A 19,292-nucleotide genomic window follows, 5' to 3' on the forward strand; every position below is an offset into this window, starting at 1 on the left:
CAGCCAGCACAAGGCCTCCCGCCATGAACATCTCCAGGTTCTTCATCGATCGCCCGGTCTTTGCCGGCGTTCTCTCCTTCATGATCTTTCTCGGCGGCCTGATTGCCATGACGATCCTGCCGATCTCGGAATATCCCGACGTGGTGCCGCCATCCGTGGTGGTGCGCGCCAATTACCCAGGCGCCAATCCGAAAGTGATCGCCGAAACCGTGGCGACGCCGCTGGAGGAAGCAATCAACGGCGTCGAGGGCATGCTCTATATGAGCAGTCAGGCCACCACCGACGGCCTGATGACCTTGACCGCCACCTTCAAGCTCGGCACCGACCCCGACCAGGCACAGCAGCTTATCCAGAACCGCGTCGCCCAGGCCGAGCCAAGGCTGCCGGAAGAGGTCCGCCGTCTCGGCGTCACCACCATCAAAAGCTCTCCGGACCTGATGATGGTCGTGCACCTGACCTCGCCCGAAGGCCGCTACGACATGACCTATCTGCGCAATTACGCGCTGATCAACGTCAAGGACCGGCTGGCCCGCATCGACGGCGTCGGTCAGGTTCAGCTGTTCGGCTCCGGCGACTATTCCATGCGCATCTGGCTTGATCCGCAGAAGATGGCCGAGCTTGGCCTTGCCGCTTCAGACATCGTCGAGGAAATCCGCGCGCAGAATGTGCAGGCCGCCGCCGGCGTCATCGGCTCCTCCCCCAATCTCGAAGGCGTCGACCTGCAATTGTCGGTCAATGCCCAGGGGCGCCTGCAGAGCGAAGAGGAATTCGGCGAGATCATCGTCAAGACAAGCCCGAGCGGCGCGATCACAAGGTTGCGTGACGTTGCCCGCATCGAGCTTGGCTCCGCCGAATATTCGCTGCGCTCGCTGCTCGACAACAAGCAGGCCGTCGCCATCCCGATCTTCCAGGCACCGGGATCGAATGCCATCGAGATCGCCGATCAAGTCCGCACGGCGATGGCCGAGGTCAAGGCGTCGATGCCGCAGGATGTCGATTACGAGATCGTCTATGACACCACCCAGTTCGTGCGCGCCTCGATCGAGGCCGTCATCCACACGCTGCTGGAAGCCATCGCGCTCGTCGTCATCGTTGTCATCCTGTTCCTGCAGACCTGGCGCGCCTCGATCATCCCGCTGATCGCCGTTCCGGTCTCGATCGTCGGCACCTTCGCGGTGATGCAATTGTTCGGATTTTCGATCAACGCGCTCAGCCTGTTCGGCCTGGTGCTTGCCATCGGCATCGTCGTCGACGATGCGATCGTCGTGGTCGAAAACGTCGAACGAAACATCGAGAACGGCCTTGCGCCGCGCGAAGCGACCTACAAGGCGATGACCGAGGTCTCCGGCCCGATCATTGCCATAGCGCTGGTGCTGGTCGCCGTCTTCGTGCCGCTTGCCTTCATCTCCGGCCTCACCGGCCAGTTCTACAAGCAGTTCGCGCTGACCATCGCCATTTCGACGGTAATCTCGGCCTTCAACTCGCTGACCCTGTCGCCGGCCCTTGCAGCCCTTCTGCTGCGTGGCCACGATGCCCCGAAGGACCGGCTGACCCGGATCATGGACTTCCTGTTCGGCTGGCTGTTTCGAGGTTTCAATGCGGTCTTCACCCGTGGGTCACAGGCCTATAGCACCGGCGTCAAGCGCGTGATTTCCCGCAAGACGCTGATGATGGGCGTCTATCTCCTCCTCGTCGGCGCAACCGTGTTCTTCTTCAAAGCGGTCCCCGGTGGCTTCGTTCCGCCGCAGGACAAGCAGTATCTGGTCGGCTTCACCCAATTGCCGGACGGCGCCTCGCTCGACCGCACAGACGAGGTTATCCGTCGCATCAGCGATATCGCCCTGAAGGTTCCGGGCGTCGAAAGCGCCATCGCCTTTCCGGGCCTGTCGATCAACGGCTTCACCAATTCCTCCAATGCCGGCATCGTCTTCCTGTCGCTGAAGCCCTTCGAGGAACGTACGACGCCGGATCTTTCGGCCGGCGCCATCGCCGGACGGCTGAACCAGGAACTGAGCGTCATCCAGGATTCCTTCAGCGCCATCTTCCCGCCGCCGCCCGTCCAGGGGCTCGGAGCCATCGGCGGCTTCAAGCTGCAACTGGAGGACAAGGCCGGGCTCGGCTATGGAGCGCTGGACGAAGCGGTGAAGGCCTTCATGGCGAAAGCCTATGCGGCGCCGGAACTCGTGGGCATGTTCTCCAGCTACCAGGTCAACGTTCCCCAGCTCTATGCCGATGTCGATCGCGCCAGGGCACGCCAGCTCAATGTTCCGCTGACGGAAATCTTCAACACGCTGCAGATCTATCTGGGCTCGGTCTATGTCAACGACTTCAACAAGTTCGGCCGCACCTACTCCGTCCGCGTCCAGGCCGACGCGGCCTACCGCGCCAAGGCGGAAGACATTGGCAAGCTCGAGGTGCGCTCCACGACGGGCGAGATGATCCCGCTGTCGGCGGTGCTCGATGTCAGCACCAGCGCCGGGCCGGAGCGGGCCATGCGCTACAACGGCTTTCTTTCCGCCGATATCAACGGCAATACCGCGCCCGGCTATTCTTCCGGCCAGGCACGGGCGGCGGTGGAACGGATCGCAGCGGAAACTCTGCCGGCGGGCGTTTCCTTCGAGTGGACGGAACTGACCTACCAGGAGATCATCGCCGGCAATACCGGAGTGCTGATCTTCCCCCTGTCGATCCTGCTCGTTTTCCTGGTGCTGGCGGCGCAATATGAAAGCCTGTCGCTGCCGCTGTCGATCATCATGATCATCCCGATGGCGCTGCTCGCAGCTCTCGGCGGGGTCTGGCTCACGGGCGGAGACAACAATGTCTTTACCCAGATCGGCCTGATCGTGCTTGTGGGATTGTCGGCGAAGAATGCCATCCTGATCGTGGAGTTCGCCCGCGAACTGGAATTCGAGGGGGCGACACCCTTCGAGGCGGTGATCAAGGCGAGCCGGCTGCGCCTGCGCCCGATCCTGATGACCTCCATGGCCTTCATCATGGGTGTCGTGCCGCTCGTGACCTCCACCGGCGCCGGTGCTGAAATGCGCCATGCCATGGGTGTCGCGGTCTTTTCCGGCATGATCGGCGTGACCCTGTTCGGCCTGTTCCTGACCCCGGTCTTCTATACGCTGGTCCGGGCCCTTTCCGGAAACCGGCCCTTGAGGAAGAGCGGCGAGCACCCCGCCGACGCCCCCACCGCGACGGTTACGCAACTGCACGCGCAGCCGCTCCTGCCGGGATTGGAAGCGGCCGAATAAGGATACCTCCCGATACAGGAAGAACGGCGTCGCATGATTGCGGCGCCGTTTTCGTTCAGACGGGCCGCGCCGATTGCCGAAAGCGTATATCCATCGACCGGATGGAATCAGGAGATGGCATGGAAACGGTAGAGATCGGCAATCGGGGCGATTTTGCACTTTGGACAATCGAGCGCGCCCAGGAAATCGTTACCCGCGAAGGCGCGGCTTTCGCGATCGCGGCCCGCGACATGGATGAAGGAAAGCTGGCGGAGACGGCGGCGGCGCTCGGCAAGGCGATCAGCAATGCCATGATCGAGGTTTTCGACGGCCTGATGGTGGATTGAACATCTGAATTGCCGCTGGAGGCAGCAAACAGGCCGCCTCCAGGCTGATATCGGTTATTTGTTGATGGCGGTGACGGCCAGATTTGTCAGCTTGCTGTTAGCCGCCTTCTCCTGGTCGAGAATCTCGCTGAGAAGCACATGCGCTTCCTCATTGCCGAGAACCTTGGCCCATTCGCGCAGCGATCCGTAGCGGGCGATTTCGTAATGCTCGACAGCCTGGCAGGCCGCCAGCAAGCCGGCGTCGAGCGCAATGCCCTTGCCTTCCTCCATCAGCCCATCGGCCTCCTTCAGCAGGCCCTCGGCGGCATCGCATTTTTCCCCTTCGGCCTTCTTACCGATCGTCTTGAAGACCTTCTTCAGGGTCTCGATCTGCCCCTTGGTCTCCTCCAGGTGATGATCGACCGCTTTCTTGAGCTCGGCGTTCTTGACCGCCTTCGAGACCTTGGGCAACGCCTTCGCGATGGCATTTTCGGCGTAGTAGATATCTTTCAGCGTATGTTCGAAAAGTTCCTCAAGCGTTTGCATGTTTTGCTCCAAATGGTGATGACGACGACAAACGCCCGGAACGGGGATTCGTTCCTTTGTGCCGGGAGGGCAAACCCTTCATTTGCGGGCAAAACGAGCCATCCTTGCCCTTGAAAGCATGGGATTGGAACAAACCGGCCCGAAACAGGTTCTTCGAAGGTAGAAAAACCATTCACCAGGAGAACCCCGTGGCCAATCCGAATACACCCCAGACGAACGAAAACGAGATTACCTCCTTGCGCGCCGAGGTCGCGCGCCTGACGAAGATCGTCTCGTCGCAAGGCGCCCAGGCCTATAGCGATGTGCGTGGCCGTGCGGCACAGGCGGTCGATGCCGTCGGGCCTGCTGCCCGCAAGACCGTTGATGCCGCCAAGGCGGAAGGCGGGGCACTCGCCCAGACAGCGCGCGAACACCCGGCCGCCGCCGGCTCCGTCATGGTGCTGGCCGCCGCTCTCGGTATGCTTGTGGGTTATGCGCTTGGAGCGTCCTCGCAACCCGAGCCGCCGCGCCGCCGCTATTGGTAAGGAGGACGTGGCTGGGCTCGATACAAATCGATGACGGGCACCTGAATCCCCTAATTTTGCCTGACGAGATTGAACCAGTGACCTTTTTGGCCACTGGTTTTTTCATGATTCCCACAACCACGCCGGGCATCCGCAGGCGACGGATGGAACATATTTCCGTAGCCGGCGTTCTTTCCAGGTCATCAAGAAAGGACCCGTTATGAACCGTATCATCTACATCGTCGGCCTGGTTGTCATCGTCATCGCAATCCTGTCGTTCTTCGGACTGCGTTGAGCGATCTGCCCCGATTTCTTGCCATTCATAAACAATCATGTTGCGGCAGGCGCAGAAAACGCCCTGCCGCAACATGCATTTCAGGGATGAACCGAAACGGCTATTCTATTTGCCCTGGAATTTCGGAGCGCGTTTTTCAACGAAGGCCGCCATGCCTTCCTTCTGGTCGGCGGTAGAGAACAGCGAATGGAAAAGCCGGCGCTCGAACAGGATGCCTTCCCTCAGGCCGCCTTCCAGCGCCCGCTCTACCGCCTCACGCGCGGCGAGCGTCGCCGCCTTGCCATAGCCAGCGATCGCCTGCGCCGCGGCAAGCGCTTCCTCCATCAGCTTTTCAGCCGGGATGACCCGCGCCACCAGCCCGGCGCGCTCGGCCTCCGTCGCATCCATCATCCGTCCGGTCAGGATCATGTCCATCGCCTTCGCCTTGCCGACAAGCTTGGTCAGGCGCTGCGACCCGCCCATGCCGGGAATCACGCCGAGCTTAATCTCGGGCTGGCCGAACATGGCAGTATCGGCGGCAAAGATCATGTCGCACATCATCGCCAGTTCGCAACCGCCGCCGAGCGCATAACCGGAGACGGCCGCGATCTTCGGCGTCCGCAAGGCCGCGAAGCGATCCCAAGCGGCAAAATAATCCTCGTGGAACATTTCGGTAAACGCCTTGTCGGCCATTTCCTTGATATCGGCACCGGCGGCAAAGGCCTTGTCGGACCCTTTCAAGACGAAACAGCCGACATCCGGGTCGCGGTCGAGGGGGGTCAGTTCGTCGACCATGGCCTGCATGATCTGCGAATTCAGCGCATTGCGCGCCGCCGGCCGGTTGAGCGTGACGACGACGACCCGTCCCTGCCGTTCGACGATGATCGGTTTTTCCATGGGCTTGTCTCCTTGAATGCCTTTCGGCGATTATTCTCCACCGGAGCCCGAACTGTCACGTAAAAGATTGATAATGCCGGAAAAATCACTGTCACCCCCGCCGTTCTCAACGAAGGAGCGATAAAGTTCGGCGGCTTTTGCGCCGAGCGGCGTCATGGCGCCCGCGGCGCCGGCGGCCTCCTGCGACAGAAGCAGGTCCTTCAGCATCAGCGCGCCGGCAAAGCCCGGGCGATAATCATTGTTGGCGGGAGAGGCGGGAACAGGCCCGGGCACAGGGCAATAGGTCGTCAGCGACCAGCACTGGCCGGACGAGGCGGAAGCGACGTCGAACAGCGCTTGATGCGACAGACCGAGCTTTTCGCCGAGCACGAAGGCCTCGCCGACAGCGATCATACTGATGCCGAGGATCATGTTGTTGCAGATTTTCGCCGCCTGCCCGGCCGCCGCATCGCCGCAATGGACGATACGCTTGCCCATGGCCTGGAAAAGCGGTTCCGCCCGCAGGAAGGCATCGCGCTCGCCGCCGATCATGAAGCTCAGCGTGCCGGCGCTCGCACCACCGGTTCCCCCCGATACCGGCGCATCGAGCGAAGGGCAGTTCTTGGCGGCGGCCATGGCATGGGCCTTGCGGGCGCTATCGATATCGATGGTCGAGCAATCGACCAGCAGCGTGCCGGCCGACACCACCGCCACCAGATCCTCCCACACGGAAACCACATGCTTGCCGGCCGGCAGCATGGTGATCACCGTCTCGGCGCCATCAACCGTTTCGGCAAGCGTCTTGCAGGGCAGGACGCCGTTTTCGCGCGCCTGGTCCAGCGATTGCGGCGAAAGGTCGAAGCCTTTCACCCTGTGCCCGGCCTTGACCAGGTTTGCCGCCATGGGGCCGCCCATATGGCCGAGGCCGATGAAACCGATCGTGGTCATTCTATTGCTTCTCCCTTGATATTGCTGAACAGCGGCTCGGCCGCCGGCCGAAAATAGGGCGCGATATCCGCCTCCGTCACCTCAGCAAGACGGGCCGGTCGCCATTGCGGATTGCGATCCTTGTCGATCACCGCCGCACGCACGCCCTCGTAGAAATCGTGGCTGGCAAGCACGGCCACAGTCGCAGCGAATTCGCGTTCCAGGCAAGCCTCCAGCGACGGCGTCCGCCGGCCGAGATGGAGGAGACGGAGCGTGACCTTGAGGCTGAGAGGCGATTTGGCGGACAGGACGGCAAGCGTTTTCTCGGCGAAGGCGCCACCCTCGCGCTCCAGTGCCTCGAAAATCGCCTCGACGCTATCGTCTGAAAACAGCCGGTCGATTACCGCGCGCTGCGGCTTCAACGTGCCGGGCGCCGGGACCTCATGGAAGGAGCCGACAAGGGCGGATACATCCCCGGAGGAGGCATTGGTCGGAAGGTCGCGCAAGGCATCGACAAGGGCCGGCAGGCGCTGCGAGGGAACATGGAAATCGGCAAGCCCGACCGCGATCGTGTCTTCGGCCCCCAGCGGTTCGCCGGTCAGGGCCATATAGGTTCCGAGCTCGCCCGGCTGGCGGGTGAGAAACCAGGACGCGCCGATATCGGGAAAGAAGCCGATCCCGGTTTCCGGCATGGCCAGACGGGTGCGCTCGGTGACGATACGGTGGCTGCCATAGGCCGAAAGCCCCACTCCGCCGCCCATGACGATGCCATCCATGAAAACCACATAGGGCTTCACCAGCCGGCCGATCCGGGCGTTGAGGCGGTATTCCTCGCGCCAGAAGGTTTCCGGCTCCCTGTTACCGGCCTTGCCGCCATCATGGATGGCGCGGATATCGCCGCCGGCGCACAGCCCGCGCTCGCCCTCGCCGGTCACCAGGATAGCGGCGATGCGGGGATCGGCCTCGAATTCGTCCAGCGCCGCCTCGATATCGCGCACCATCTCGAGCGTCAGACTGTTCAGCGCTTTGGGGCGGTTGAGCCGGATGCGGCCGAGCGTGCCGGCCCGCTCGATCAGCGTCTGGCTGTTGTCGGGGGAAGCGTGATCAGATGTGGAGGGCATGGCCAAGCGCCTTCATTGCTGCTTCCTGCAAGCCTTCGCTGCGGGTCGGATGCGCATGGACGGTGGCGGCGATATCCTCCAGCCGCGCGCCCATCTCGATCGCCAGCGCAAAGGCGCTGGAAAGTTCGGAAACACCGGCGCCGACCGCCTGCAGTCCAAGCACGAGGTTGGTGTCAGTGCGGGCAACCACCCGCACGAAGCCGTCTTCCGCCAGCATGGTCATTGCCCGACCATTGGCGCTGAACGGAAATTGTCCGATGCGGATATCGTGGCCCTGGGCACGCGCCTCGTCCGGCGACAGGCCGGCCGTGACGATCTCCGGATCGGTGAAGCACACGGCCGGAATGCAGCGCTTGTCCCAGGCGCGCTTTTTCCCGGCAACGATTTCGGCGACCATTTCACCCTGCGCCATGGCGCGGTGTGCGAGCATCGGCTCGCCGGTAATGTCGCCGATCGCATAGACCCCGCGCATCGAGGTGCGGCATTGATCGTCGATGAGCAGGAAGTGGCCGGCACGTGCCAGATCGAGCTCGTCCAGCCCCCATCCTTCGGTCCGCGGCTTGCGGCCGACGGTGACGAGGACCTTGTCGGCAGGCAGGCTCTGTTCCTTACCGTCGACGGTCTCGATCACAAGCGCGCCGCCATCGCCCGAAAGCCCTTTCGCCTTGGCTTCGGTCAGCACCCGCACGCCAAGTTCTCCAAGCCGTTTGGAAACCGGCCTCACCAGGTCCGCATCATATTGTGGCAGGATCTGCCGGGCCGCTTCGACGACCGTCACGGCCGAACCCATCTTGGCAAAGGCCGTTCCAAGCTCGAGCCCGATATAGCCGCCGCCGACGACGACCAGCTTTTGCGGCACGGCCGGCAGCGACAGTGCCTCCGTCGAGGAGATCACCGGACCGCCGAAGGGCAGCGACGGCAGTTCCACCGGTTGCGAGCCGGTGGCGATGACCACCGCTTCGGCGCGGATGACCTGCATTCCGGTCTCGGTCTCCACCTCCACCGTCTTGCCGTCGCGGAATTTGGCGCGGCCATGGACGATCTTGACCTTCGCCTTGCGCAACAGCCCGAGCACGCCGCTGTTGAGGCGGCCGACAATGCCGTCCTTCCAGGCGACCGTTGCCGCAAGGTTGAGTTTCGGGGCCTCCACGCTGATGCCGAGCGGGCTCTCGCCGCCGGCCATATGCCGGACCTTTTCGAATTCCTCGGCCGCATGGATCAGCGCCTTGGAGGGAATACAGCCGATATTGAGGCAGGTGCCGCCGGCCTTCACCGCCTCCACGATGACGGTATCGACACCGAGCTGGCCGGCGCGGATGGCGCAGATATAACCGCCGGGGCCGGCACCGATGACGAGAAGCTTGCAGACGATCTCTTTCATGGACATCAGCCTTCGATGAAAATCAATGCGGGGGTTTCGAGCAGCGTCCTGATCCGCTGGACGAAACTCGCCGCGTCCCATCCGTCCACCACCCGGTGGTCGAAACTCGACGACAGGTTCATGATCTTGCGCGGAATGAACTGAACGCCGTCCCAGACCGGGCGCGTCATGATCTTGTTGACCCCGACGATCGCCACCTCCGGATGATTGATGATCGGCGTGGTGACGATGCCGCCCATGGCCCCGAGCGAGGTGATGGTGATGGTCGAGCCGGAAAGCTCTTCGCGCAGTGCCGTGCCGGTGCGCGCCGCTTCCGCAAGCCGGATCAGCTCGGAGGCGCAATCCCAGACGCCGCGACTTTCCGCATGCCGCACGACGGGAACCGTCAGCCCCGCCGGCGTCTGCGTGGCAATGCCGATATGCACGGCGCCATGGCGGGTGATGATCCCGGCATTGTCGTCGAAGGTGGCGTTGACACCCGGCTGTTCCGAAATCGTCTTCACCAGTGCCCGCATCAGGAAGGGCAGGATCGTCAGCTTCGGCTGCTCGGGCTTGCGGGCGCGGTTCATCGCGGCGCGCAGGTCTTCCAGATCCGAGACGTCGATTTCCTCGACATAGGTGATGTGCGGAATGCGCGAGGTGGCGATCGACATCTTCTCGGCGATGCGGCGGCGCAGGCCCGTGACCTTGATCTCCTCGACGCTGGTGTTCCTGGCAAGGCCCGCCGGGGCGGCCGGTTGCGAGCCGCGTGCAATGAAAAGATCGAGGTCGTCATGGGTGATACGGCCGGCCGGGCCGGTGCCGGAGACCTGGCGCAGGTCGATGCCGCCATCCTGCGCCCGAAGCCGGACGGCCGGCGAGGCCAGCGGCTTGGCAAGTGCGTCGGGTGCGGCTCGGTTTACCTTCTCCCCGCTGGGGAGAAGGGGCCCGAAGGGCGGATGAGGGGGTGTCTTCGCCTGCTCCGAGCCAACCGCCCCCCTCATCCGACCCTGCGAGCCACCTTCTCCCCGCTGGAAAGAAGGGGAAGAAGCCGTCACTGTTTCCGTCGTCGTAACCGCATCCGATGCACCGCCCTCGCCTGCCTCGTCACTTAGCGTGTCTCCGCCCTCGCCGGCGATCCCGATGCGCACTAGCGGCGCCTTGACGGCGACGATATCGCCGATTTCTGCACCGAGCCAAAGAACGGTTCCGGTCACAGGTGAGGGAATTTCGACCGTCGCCTTGTCAGTCATCACGGCAGCCAGGATCATGTCCTCGCGCACGGGATCGCCGACCTTACAGTGCCATTCCACAAGCTCGGCTTCCGCCACGCCTTCGCCGACATCCGGCATCTTGATGGTGAATTCACCCATGGTCAGGCCTCCATCACTTCGGCAAGCGCCCGCCCGACGCGGCCGGGCCCGGGGAAGTAATCCCATTCCTGTGCATGCGGATAGGGCGTGTCCCAGCCCGCTACCCGCACGATCGGCGCTTCCAGATGATAGAAGCAATGTTCCTGCACCAGCGCCGCCACTTCACCGCCGAAGCCGGAGGTCAGCGTTGCCTCGTGCACGACCACGCAGCGCCCGGTCTTCATCACCGATTGCAGGATCGTATCGAGATCGAGCGGCAACAGGCTGCGCAGGTCGATCACCTCGGCGTCGATGCCGGTTTCCTCCACCGCCGCCAGAGCGACGTGAACCATGGTTCCATAGGCGACCACGGTGACCGCCGAACCTTGCCGCCGGATTTCCGCCTTGCCGATGGGGATGGCGTAATGGCCCTCGGGCACCTCGCCCAGTTCATGTTTCGACCAGGGCGTCACCGGCCGGTCGTGATGGCCGTCGAAAGGGCCGTTATAGAGGCGCTTGGGCTCGAGGAACATCACCGGATCGGGGTCCTCGATGGCCGAAATCAACAGGCCCTTGGCGTCATAGGGGTTTGATGGAACAACAACTTTCAGGCCGCAGACATGGGTGAACAGCGCCTCCGGGCTCTGGCTGTGCGTCTGGCCGCCGAAAATGCCGCCGCCGGTGGGCATGCGCAGCACGATCGGGCAGGTGAAATCGCCGTTCGAGCGGTAGCGGATGCGGGCCGCTTCCTGGGTGATCTGGTCATAGGCCGGGTACATATAATCGGCAAACTGGATTTCGACGCAGGGTTTCAGCCCATAGGCCGCCATGCCGATCGCCGTGCCGACAATGCCGCTCTCGCTGATCGGCGCATCGAAACAACGCGTCTTGCCATATTTCGCCTGCAGCCCCTGCGTACAGCGGAAGACGCCGCCGAAATAGCCGACATCCTCGCCGAACACCACCACGTTGTCGTCGCGCTCCATGGACACGTCCATGGCGCTGCGCACGGCCTCGATCATCGTCATTCTGGCCATGTCAGTACCCTGCCTTCTGGCGTTGGCGGCGGATATGGGGGGGCATTTCGGCGTAGACGCCTTCGAAAATATCACGCACGGAAGGTTTGCCGCCGGCATGGAGCGTGCCGTGCACTTCCGCCTGTTTCTGCGCCTGGATCACCTCGTCGAGGATTTCGGCCTCGGCCTGAACATGGCGCTCCTCCGACCAGGCGCCCTTCAGGATCAGGTGCTTTTTCAGGCGAAGAACGGGATCGCCGAGCGGCCAGGCCTCGGATTCGGTTTTCGGCCGATAGGCGCTCGGATCGTCCGAGGTCGAATGCGCGCCGACCCGGTAGGTGACATATTCGATCAGCGTCGGCCCGAGATTGCGCCGGGCCCGCTCCGCCGCCCAATGGGAAACGGCGTGGACGGCGAGATAGTCGTTGCCATCGACGCGCAGCGCCGGGATGCCGAAACCGAGGCCGCGGGCCGCAAACGTGCCGGAGCCGCCGCGCGCAATGCCCTGGAAGGTCGAGATCGCCCACTGGTTGTTGACGATATTGAGAATGACCGGCGCCTTGTAGGTCGAGGCAAACACCAGCGCCGAATGGAAATCCGATTCCGCCGTCGAGCCATCGCCGATCCAGGCGGCAGCAATCTTGGTGTCGTTCTTGATGGCCGATGCCATGGCCCAGCCGACCGCCTGGACATATTGGGTCGCCAGATTGCCGGAAATGGTGAAGAAGCCATGTTCCTTCGACGAATACATGATCGGCAATTGCCGCCCGCGCAGCGGATCGCGCTCGTTGGAAAAAATCTGGTTCATCATCTCGACCATGGGATAGTCGTCGGCGATCAGGAGGCCGGCCTGGCGATAGGTCGGGAAGTTCATGTCGCCCTTTTTGAGCGCCTTGCGGAAGGCGCAAGCGACGGCCTCCTCGCCCAGATGCTGCATGTAGAAGGATGTCTTGCCCTGGCGCTGCGCCATCAGCATGCGCGCATCGAAGGCGCGCAGTTTCATCATGTGACGCAGCCCGGTCAGCAATTCGGCGTCCGACAGCGAGCCCGCCCAGGGGCCGACGGCATCGCCGTCGCGATTGAGGACGCGAATGATCGAATAGGCGAGGTCGCGGATCGTCTCCGGCGCGGCATCCACCTCGGGCCTTGGAACCGAGCCCGCCTTGGCGATATCGACATTGGAAAAGTCCGGCTGGCCGCCGGGCCGCACCGCGGGCTCGGGAACATGCAGGCTCAGTTGCGGGAACTCGGTCATGCCGTGTGCTTCCTCCTTCGTGGGTCCTGCTTCCTTGCTCTCTCCCGGAAGCGGGCCAACATTTTTACAGACTACGCGCGATGACGATGCGTTGCACGTCGCTCGTGCCTTCATAGATCTGGCAGATGCGGACATCGCGGTAGATGCGCTCGACCGGGTAATCCGACATATAGCCATAGCCGCCATGAATCTGGATTGCGTCCGAGCAGATCTTTTCCGCCATTTCCGACGCAAACAGCTTGGCCATCGAGGCTTCCGTCAGGCAGGGCTGGCCCGTTTCCTTCAACTCGGCGGCATGCAGCACCAGCTGGCGCGCCGCCTCGATCCTCGTTGCCATGTCGGCAAGACGGAAGGCCACCGCCTGGTGTTCAACGATCGGCTTGCCGAAGGCGATGCGTTCGCGGGCATAGTCGCGCGCCGCCTCGAAGGCCGCGCGTGCTATGCCCACCGATTGCGCGGCAATGCCGATGCGTCCACCTTCGAGGTTGGCAAGCGCGATCTTGTAGCCCACGCCTTCCGCCCCCAGCCTGAGGTCGGCTGGAATGCGCATCTCGTTGAAGGCGATCTGGCAGGTATCGGAGGAATGAAGGCCGAGCTTGTTTTCCACCCGCACGACCTCGTAGCCCGGTGTATCGGTGGGCACGATGAAGGCGGAAATGCCTTTCTTGCCGGCATCCGGATCGGTGACGGCAAAGACGATGATCACCTGGCCGTTCTTGCCGGAGGTGATGAACTGCTTGGTGCCGGACAGCACATAGTCATCGCCGTCGCGGCGGGCACGCGTGCGCAGATTGGAAGCATCGGACCCTGCCTGCGGCTCGGTCAGCGCAAAGCCGCCGATCCATTCGCCCGAGGCAAGCTTCGGCAGGAAACGCTGCTTCTGCTCTTCCGTGCCGAATTTCAGGATCGGCACGCAGCCGACCGAACTGTGCACGCTCATGATCGTCGAACAGGGGCCGTCGCCGGCGGCAATCTCCTCGATCGCCAGCGCATAGGCGACGGTTCCCGTTTCCGAGCCGCCATAGGCTTCCGGCACCAGCATGCCGAGGAAACCGAGATCGCCCATTTCCTTCAGTTCCGCCTTCGGAAAGGCATGCGAGACATCGCGCTCGGCAGCGCCCGGCAAAAGCCGCTCGCGGGCAAAGTCGCGGGCGACCTCGCGGATCTGTTGCTGCAGTTCAGACAGGATCATGCCTCTGTTCCCTCCGCGCCGCTCAATGGCGCTCGACGGCAATGGCGGTCGCCTCGCCGCCGCCGATGCACAAACTCGCCATGCCGCGCTTCAACCCGTAACGCTCAAGCGCCGAAAGCAGCGTGACGATGACGCGGGCGCCGGATGCACCGATCGGATGGCCAAGCGCGCAGGCGCCGCCATGAACATTCACCTTGTCATGCGGCAGATCAAGGTCGCGCATCGCCGCCATGGCGACGACGGCGAAGGCCTCGTTGATCTCGAACAGATCGACATCCGCAAGGTTCCAGCCGGTGCGTTCGCTCAACCTGTTCAGCGCGCCGATCGGCGCAGTCGCAAACAGATTGGGCGCCTGCGCATGGGTGGCATGGCCAATGATAGTGGCGAACGGCGAAAGGCCTTGCTTCTCGGCCTGCGAGCGGCGCATCACCACCAGGGCCGCAGCACCGTCCGAAATCGACGAGGAGTTGGCCGCCGTCACCGTGCCGCCATCGCGGAAGGCGGGCTTCAGGGTCGGGATTTTATCCGGCCTTGCCCGGCCCGGCTGCTCGTCTCGGGTGACAGTCTGCTCGGCCTTGCCGGCCTTGACCGTAACCGGCGTGATCTCGATATCGAAACAGCCGCCGTCGATCGCCTTTTGCGCGCGGGTCAGCGAGGCAATCGCATACTCGTCCTGTGCCTGCCGGGTAAACTGGTAGGCTTCGGCGCAGTCCTCGGCAAACGTGCCCATCAGCCGCCCCTTGTCATAGGCATCCTCCAGCCCGTCGAGGAACATGTGGTCGATGACGCGCCCATGGCCAAGCCGGTAGCCCCCGCGGGCGCGATCCAGCAGATAGGGCGCATTGGTCATGCTTTCCATGCCGCCGGCAACCGCGATCTCGGCGCTGCCGGCCAAGAGCAGATCATGGGCAAGCATCACCGCCTTCATGCCCGAACCGCACATCTTGTTGACCGTGGAGGCGCCGGCAGCAAAGGGAAGACCGGCGCCAATGGCCGCCTGGCGGGCGGGCGCCTGGCCCTGGCCGGCCGAGAGCACGCAGCCGAAAACCACCTCGTCCACCATGTCCGGTGCGAGCCCTGCCCGTTCCAGCGCGGCACGGATGGCGGCCGCGCCCAATTCCGGCGCCGTTGCCTGGGCGAGGTCTCCCTGGAAACCGCCAATGGCAGTGCGGGCGGAGCCGACGATGACGATCGGATCATCCAGTCTCATTTCACTCTCCGGAGTTCGAGTTTCAGGATCAACGCGGCGCCATGCGCAGGGCGCCGTCGAGACGGATCACTTCGCCGTTCAGCATGCTGTTCTCGCAGATATGGCGCACCAGCGCGGCATATTCCACCGGCCGCCCCAGCCGCGGAGGGAAGGGCACGCTCTTGCCGAGCGCATCCTGCACCTCCTGCGGCATGCCCGCCATCATCGGCGTTTCGAAAATACCGGGCGCGATGGAGACGACGCGGATACCGAAGCGCGCGAGTTCGCGGGCGATCGGCAGCGTCATGCCGACAATCCCGCCCTTCGAGGCCGAATAGGCCGCCTGGCCGATCTGTCCGTCGAAGGCGGCGACCGAAGCCGTATTGATGAAGACGCCGCGCTCGCCCTCACCGTCCGGTGCTTCCTTCTGCATGAGAGAGGCCGCAAGCCGGATCATGTTGAAGGTGCCGATGAGGTTGATGCCGACGGCCCTTGCAAAGCTGTCCAGCCGGTGCGGCCCATCACGCCCGAGTATCTTTTCGCCCGGCGCGACACCGGCGCAATTCACCAGGCCGTGCAGATGGCCGAAACTCTCGACGGCAGCATCGACCGCAGCCTTGCCGTCGGCTTCGCTGGTGACATCTGTGCGCAGGAAACGGGCGCTTGCACCCAGTTCGCCGGCCGTTCTTTCGCCGGCCTCCACATTCACATCCGCGAGGATGACCCGCGCGCCGGCCTCCACCAGCATGCGGGCGGTCGCGGCGCCGAGGCCGGAGCCGCCGCCCGTGACCACGAAGACCTTGCCTGCGATCAGCATGGAATCGCTCCAATACGCCGGGCAACCGTCCAATCTGGTTTCCGATCCGTCATGCAGTCCTCCCCTGCCACGTTTCAGCGATGGCGCCGGCTTTTTGGCCGCGCCGTCTTGCCGGACTGTATGCCGGCGCGATATTGCAAGCGATGACCTGATTGTCCGGAACATTCGGCCGCTTTTGCCACAACAGGGAGACCTCGATGACCGAAACGGATCGGCGCATGATTTCGCCCTCCTTCGTCGAGGAGGCGCTCGACTGCCTGCGCCGACGTGGCAGGCCGACCACACCGCTGCTTGCAAGGCTTGGCCTGCCGCCGGTGGTGGACAGCCCCGTTTCGGCGGAGGCCTATGGCGCCCTTTGGCTGGCCATCGCAGCCGAAGTCGATGACGAATTCTTCGGCATGGGCGGCCGGCCGATGCGGCGCGGCAGTTTCACCCTTTTGTGCCACTGCGTGCTGCATGCCGGAACCCTGGAGCAGGCGCTTCGCCGGGCGCTGCGCTTTCTCGACGTGGTGCTCGAAGACCCGAGCGGCACGCTCGTCATCCGCGACGGACTTGCCCAGATCGTGTTGACGGACAAAGGCGAGGCCCGCTCTGCCTTCGCCTACCGAACCTATTGGATCCTGCTGCACGGCATTACCTGCTGGCTGGTCGGGCGGCGCATCCCCATCCGCATGGTAGATTTCCGCTGCGCCGAACCGCAGCAGGGCGCCGACTATCGGCTGTTCTTCGGCGCACCGGTGCGGTTTTCACAAACCGTCAGCCGCCTTGCCTTCGATGCCGCGCTGCTGAAACTGCCGGTCGTGCGCAGCGAGCAGGCCCTGAAGCAGTTTTTGCGCGCAGCACCCGCCAATATTCTCGTGCGCTACCGCTACGACGCGGGACTGGCGGCCGGCGTGCGCAAACGGTTGCGCCAGACGTCGCCCTCGGCCTGGTCCGGCTTTGGCGAACTGGCGGCTCAGATGCGCATGTCGCCCTCGACGCTTCGCCACCGCCTGCAGGGCGAAGGCCAGAGCTATGCGGAGATCAAGGACGAAATCCGCCGCGATCTCGCCATAGACATGCTTCTCAACAGCAAAAGCAGCGTTGGCGAGATCGCGGCACAGCTCGGCTTTTCCGAACCCAGCGCCTTTTTTCGCGCCTTCCGCAAATGGACCTCCACCAGTCCCGGCGGCTTCCGGCGCAATCCCGGTGCCTTCGCCGGCCCTTGACGGGAGGCTTCGATCCATGCCTTACTTGCCGCATTCACCAGGGGGGTCCCGACAAGGGGCTGAGAGTCTGCTGGGGTGAAACGCGGCCTTGCCGCCTTCATTCAGCGCAGTGACCCGTTGAACCTGATCCAGTTCATACTGGCGTAGGGACGGTGCAAGCGCTGCGGCAGCTCGGATTCCTTTCCCGGATTCGCGTCAGCGTCTTTTCATCATTCCGGCTCTGATGACTGGGTCTCCAACCGCTAATTGGAGCCTCAACCATGACTATTGCCGCACGAACAAATCCTCCGACCGTCACCGCCGGCCCGCTGCCGGCCTCGCGAAAAATCCATATCCCCGGCGATCTCCACCCGGACATTCGCGTGCCGATGCGCGAGATCGCGCTCCACCCCACAGCCGGCGAACAACCGGTTGTGGTCTATGATGCCTCCGGCCCCTACACCGACACCTCCCATACGGTCTCGATCGATGCCGGATTGCCGCGCCACAGAGCAACTTGGGTCACCGCCCGCGGCGATGTCGAGGCCTATGACGGCCGCCATGTCAAACCCGAGGACAACGGTTTTGCCACCGGCGAACGGCTGACGCCGGAATTCCCCCTTCGCAACCGGCCGCTGAAAGCCAGGGACGGCAAGGCCGTGACTCAGCTTGCCTATGCGCGGGCCGGGATCATCACGCCGGAAATGGAATATATCGCCATCCGCGAAAATCTCGGCCGCAAGGCCGCCAAGGAAGCAATGGTCCGCGATGGAGAAAGCTTCGGCGCCAGCATTCCCGATCACGTAACGCCTGAATTCGTGCGCTCCGAAGTCGCCCGCGGCCGGGCCGTCATCCCTGTCAACATCAACCATCCCGAATCCGAGCCGATGATCATCGGCCGGAACTTCCTGGTGAAGATCAACGCCAATATCGGCAATTCCGCCGTCACCTCCTCGATGGCCGAGGAAGTGGACAAGATGGTCTGGGCGACGCGCTGGGGCGCCGATACGGTGATGGACCTGTCGACCGGCCGCAACATCCACAATATCCGCGAATGGATCATCCGCAATTCGCCGGTGCCGATCGGCACGGTGCCGCTCTACCAGGCGCTGGAAAAAGTTGATGGCATTGCCGAGGACCTGACCTGGGAGGTCTATCGCGACACGCTGATCGAGCAGGCGGAACAGGGCGTCGACTACTTCACCATCCATGCGGGTGTGCGGCTTCATTATATTCCGCTGACGGTCAACCGGGTCACCGGCATCGTCTCGCGCGGCGGCTCGATCATGGCAAAGTGGTGCCTGCATCACCACAAGGAGAGCTTTCTCTACGAGCATTTCGAAGAAATCTGCGACATCTGCCGCGCCTATGACGTGTCCTTCTCGCTTGGCGACGGCCTGCGCCCCGGCTCGATCGCCGATGCCAATGACGCGGCGCAGTTCGCCGAACTGGAAACCCTGGGCGAACTGACGCAGATCGCCTGGGCCAAGGATTGCCAGGTGATCATCGAGGGCCCCGGCCATGTGCCGATGCACAAGATCAAGGAGAACATGGACAAGCAGCTGAAGGTCTGCGGCGAGGCGCCCTTCTATACGCTCGGGCCGCTGACGACGGACATTGCCCCCGGCTACGACCACATCACCTCCGGCATCGGGGCGGCGATGATCGGCTGGTTCGGCACGGCGATGCTGTGTTACGTTACGCCCAAGGAGCATCTGGGCCTGCCCGACCGCAACGACGTCAAGGTCGGCGTCATCACCTACAAGATCGCCGCCCACGCCGCCGATCTCGCCAAGGGCCATCCGGCTGCGCAATTGCGCGACGATGCGCTGTCACGCGCCCGGTTCGAATTCCGCTGGGAGGACCAGTTCAACCTCTCGCTCGATCCTGAAACGGCACGCGCCCTTCACGACGAGACCCTGCCGAAGGAGGCCCACAAGGTGGCGCATTTCTGCTCCATGTGCGGGCCGAAATTCTGCTCCATGCGCCTCTCCCATGACATCCGCGCCGAGGCGCAGAAGGAGGGGCTGGCGGCGATGGCCGCCAAGTTCCAGGCGGGCGGCGACCTCTACATGCCGCTTGCCGCCGACGAGGTCGTGCCACCTGCCGGAGAATGAC

At 63.5% G+C, this 19,292-nt stretch carries 16 protein-coding genes and 1 riboswitch; of the genes, 5 read left to right on the forward strand and 11 right to left on the reverse strand.

The features are described from left to right. Positions 1 to 23: 23 nt before the first annotated feature. Together ASD31_RS24265 and ASD31_RS24270 are read left to right on the forward strand one after the other, a co-directional pair. The gene (locus ASD31_RS24265; RefSeq protein ID WP_056340242.1) at positions 24 to 3,254 is read left to right on the forward strand and encodes an efflux RND transporter permease subunit; all 3,231 of its coding nucleotides are present in this window, start codon (positions 24 to 26) and stop codon (positions 3,252 to 3,254) included. 119 nt (positions 3,255 to 3,373) lie between these two features. Continuing rightward, a complete protein-coding gene (locus tag ASD31_RS24270; protein WP_056340244.1) occupies positions 3,374 to 3,580 on the forward strand; it encodes a hypothetical protein in 207 nt (68 codons plus the stop codon). Between the two features lie 54 nt (positions 3,581 to 3,634). Here the strand turns inward: ASD31_RS24270 and ASD31_RS24275 are convergent, their stop codons facing one another. Next, positions 3,635 to 4,105, reverse strand: a complete 471-nt coding sequence (locus tag ASD31_RS24275) for a ferritin-like domain-containing protein (RefSeq protein ID WP_056340248.1) — start codon at positions 4,103 to 4,105, stop codon at positions 3,635 to 3,637. A 188-nt stretch (positions 4,106 to 4,293) separates the two neighbouring features. Here ASD31_RS24275 and ASD31_RS24280 point away from each other — a divergent pair, with 188 nt between their 5' ends. After that, positions 4,294 to 4,629, forward strand: a complete 336-nt coding sequence (locus ASD31_RS24280) for a hypothetical protein (RefSeq protein ID WP_056340250.1) — start codon at positions 4,294 to 4,296, stop codon at positions 4,627 to 4,629. 379 nt (positions 4,630 to 5,008) lie between these two features. On the opposite strand, the gene ASD31_RS24285 is transcribed toward ASD31_RS24280, so the two are convergent. The 10 genes from ASD31_RS24285 to ASD31_RS24330 form a co-directional block, all read right to left on the reverse strand. Beyond that, positions 5,009 to 5,779, reverse strand: coding sequence for an enoyl-CoA hydratase (locus ASD31_RS24285; RefSeq protein WP_056340253.1), 771 nt, complete (start codon positions 5,777 to 5,779; stop codon positions 5,009 to 5,011). Positions 5,780 to 5,809: 30 nt separating this feature from the next. Further along, complete coding sequence (gene mmsB, locus ASD31_RS24290) at positions 5,810 to 6,706, reverse strand: 3-hydroxyisobutyrate dehydrogenase (RefSeq protein ID WP_056340256.1); 897 nt, start codon at positions 6,704 to 6,706, stop codon at positions 5,810 to 5,812. Further along, positions 6,703 to 7,806, reverse strand: a complete 1,104-nt coding sequence (locus tag ASD31_RS24295) for an enoyl-CoA hydratase/isomerase family protein (RefSeq protein ID WP_056340259.1) — start codon at positions 7,804 to 7,806, stop codon at positions 6,703 to 6,705. The genes mmsB and ASD31_RS24295 overlap by 4 nt, the downstream gene beginning before the upstream one ends. Further along, positions 7,790 to 9,187, reverse strand: a complete 1,398-nt coding sequence (gene lpdA / locus ASD31_RS24300; protein ID WP_056340734.1) for a dihydrolipoyl dehydrogenase — start codon at positions 9,185 to 9,187, stop codon at positions 7,790 to 7,792. Before lpdA ends, ASD31_RS24295 begins: the two co-directional genes overlap by 17 nt. Before the next feature lie 5 nt (positions 9,188 to 9,192). Beyond that, positions 9,193 to 10,539, reverse strand: a complete 1,347-nt coding sequence (locus ASD31_RS24305) for a dihydrolipoamide acetyltransferase family protein (protein WP_056340262.1) — start codon at positions 10,537 to 10,539, stop codon at positions 9,193 to 9,195. Positions 10,540 to 10,541: 2 nt separating this feature from the next. After that, positions 10,542 to 11,555, reverse strand: coding sequence for an alpha-ketoacid dehydrogenase subunit beta (locus ASD31_RS24310; RefSeq protein WP_056340264.1), 1,014 nt, complete (start codon positions 11,553 to 11,555; stop codon positions 10,542 to 10,544). A gap of 1 nt (position 11,556) precedes the next feature. Continuing rightward, positions 11,557 to 12,789 (reverse strand): 3-methyl-2-oxobutanoate dehydrogenase (2-methylpropanoyl-transferring) subunit alpha, encoded by a 1,233-nt coding sequence (locus ASD31_RS24315; protein WP_056340267.1) that lies wholly within the window; start codon positions 12,787 to 12,789, stop codon positions 11,557 to 11,559. A gap of 64 nt (positions 12,790 to 12,853) precedes the next feature. Then, entirely contained in the window at positions 12,854 to 13,981 is a 1,128-nt protein-coding gene (locus ASD31_RS24320) for an acyl-CoA dehydrogenase family protein (protein ID WP_056340270.1), read from the reverse strand. Between the two features lie 22 nt (positions 13,982 to 14,003). Then, on the reverse strand, positions 14,004 to 15,191 hold the full coding sequence (locus ASD31_RS24325; RefSeq protein WP_056340273.1) for an acetyl-CoA C-acyltransferase: 1,188 nt from the start codon (positions 15,189 to 15,191) through the stop codon (positions 14,004 to 14,006). 28 nt (positions 15,192 to 15,219) lie between these two features. Continuing rightward, positions 15,220 to 15,987 carry a 3-hydroxyacyl-CoA dehydrogenase gene (locus ASD31_RS24330; RefSeq protein ID WP_056340277.1) on the reverse strand — a complete coding sequence of 256 codons (768 nt, stop codon included), beginning with the start codon at positions 15,985 to 15,987 and terminating at the stop codon, positions 15,220 to 15,222. A 197-nt stretch (positions 15,988 to 16,184) separates the two neighbouring features. On the opposite strand from ASD31_RS24330, the gene ASD31_RS24335 reads away from it, so the two are divergent. Together ASD31_RS24335 and thiC are read left to right on the forward strand one after the other, a co-directional pair. Beyond that, entirely contained in the window at positions 16,185 to 17,195 is a 1,011-nt protein-coding gene (locus ASD31_RS24335; protein ID WP_056340280.1) for an AraC family transcriptional regulator, read from the forward strand. A 29-nt stretch (positions 17,196 to 17,224) separates the two neighbouring features. Beyond that, a riboswitch (TPP riboswitch) is annotated at positions 17,225 to 17,363 on the forward strand. 92 nt (positions 17,364 to 17,455) lie between these two features. Beyond that, the gene (gene thiC / locus ASD31_RS24340) at positions 17,456 to 19,291 is read left to right on the forward strand and encodes a phosphomethylpyrimidine synthase ThiC (protein ID WP_056340284.1); all 1,836 of its coding nucleotides are present in this window, start codon (positions 17,456 to 17,458) and stop codon (positions 19,289 to 19,291) included. Position 19,292: the final 1 nt, after the last annotated feature.

The sequence above is a fragment of the Rhizobium sp. Root482 genome (assembly GCF_001426565.1).
GTDB lineage: Bacteria > Pseudomonadota > Alphaproteobacteria > Rhizobiales > Rhizobiaceae > Pararhizobium.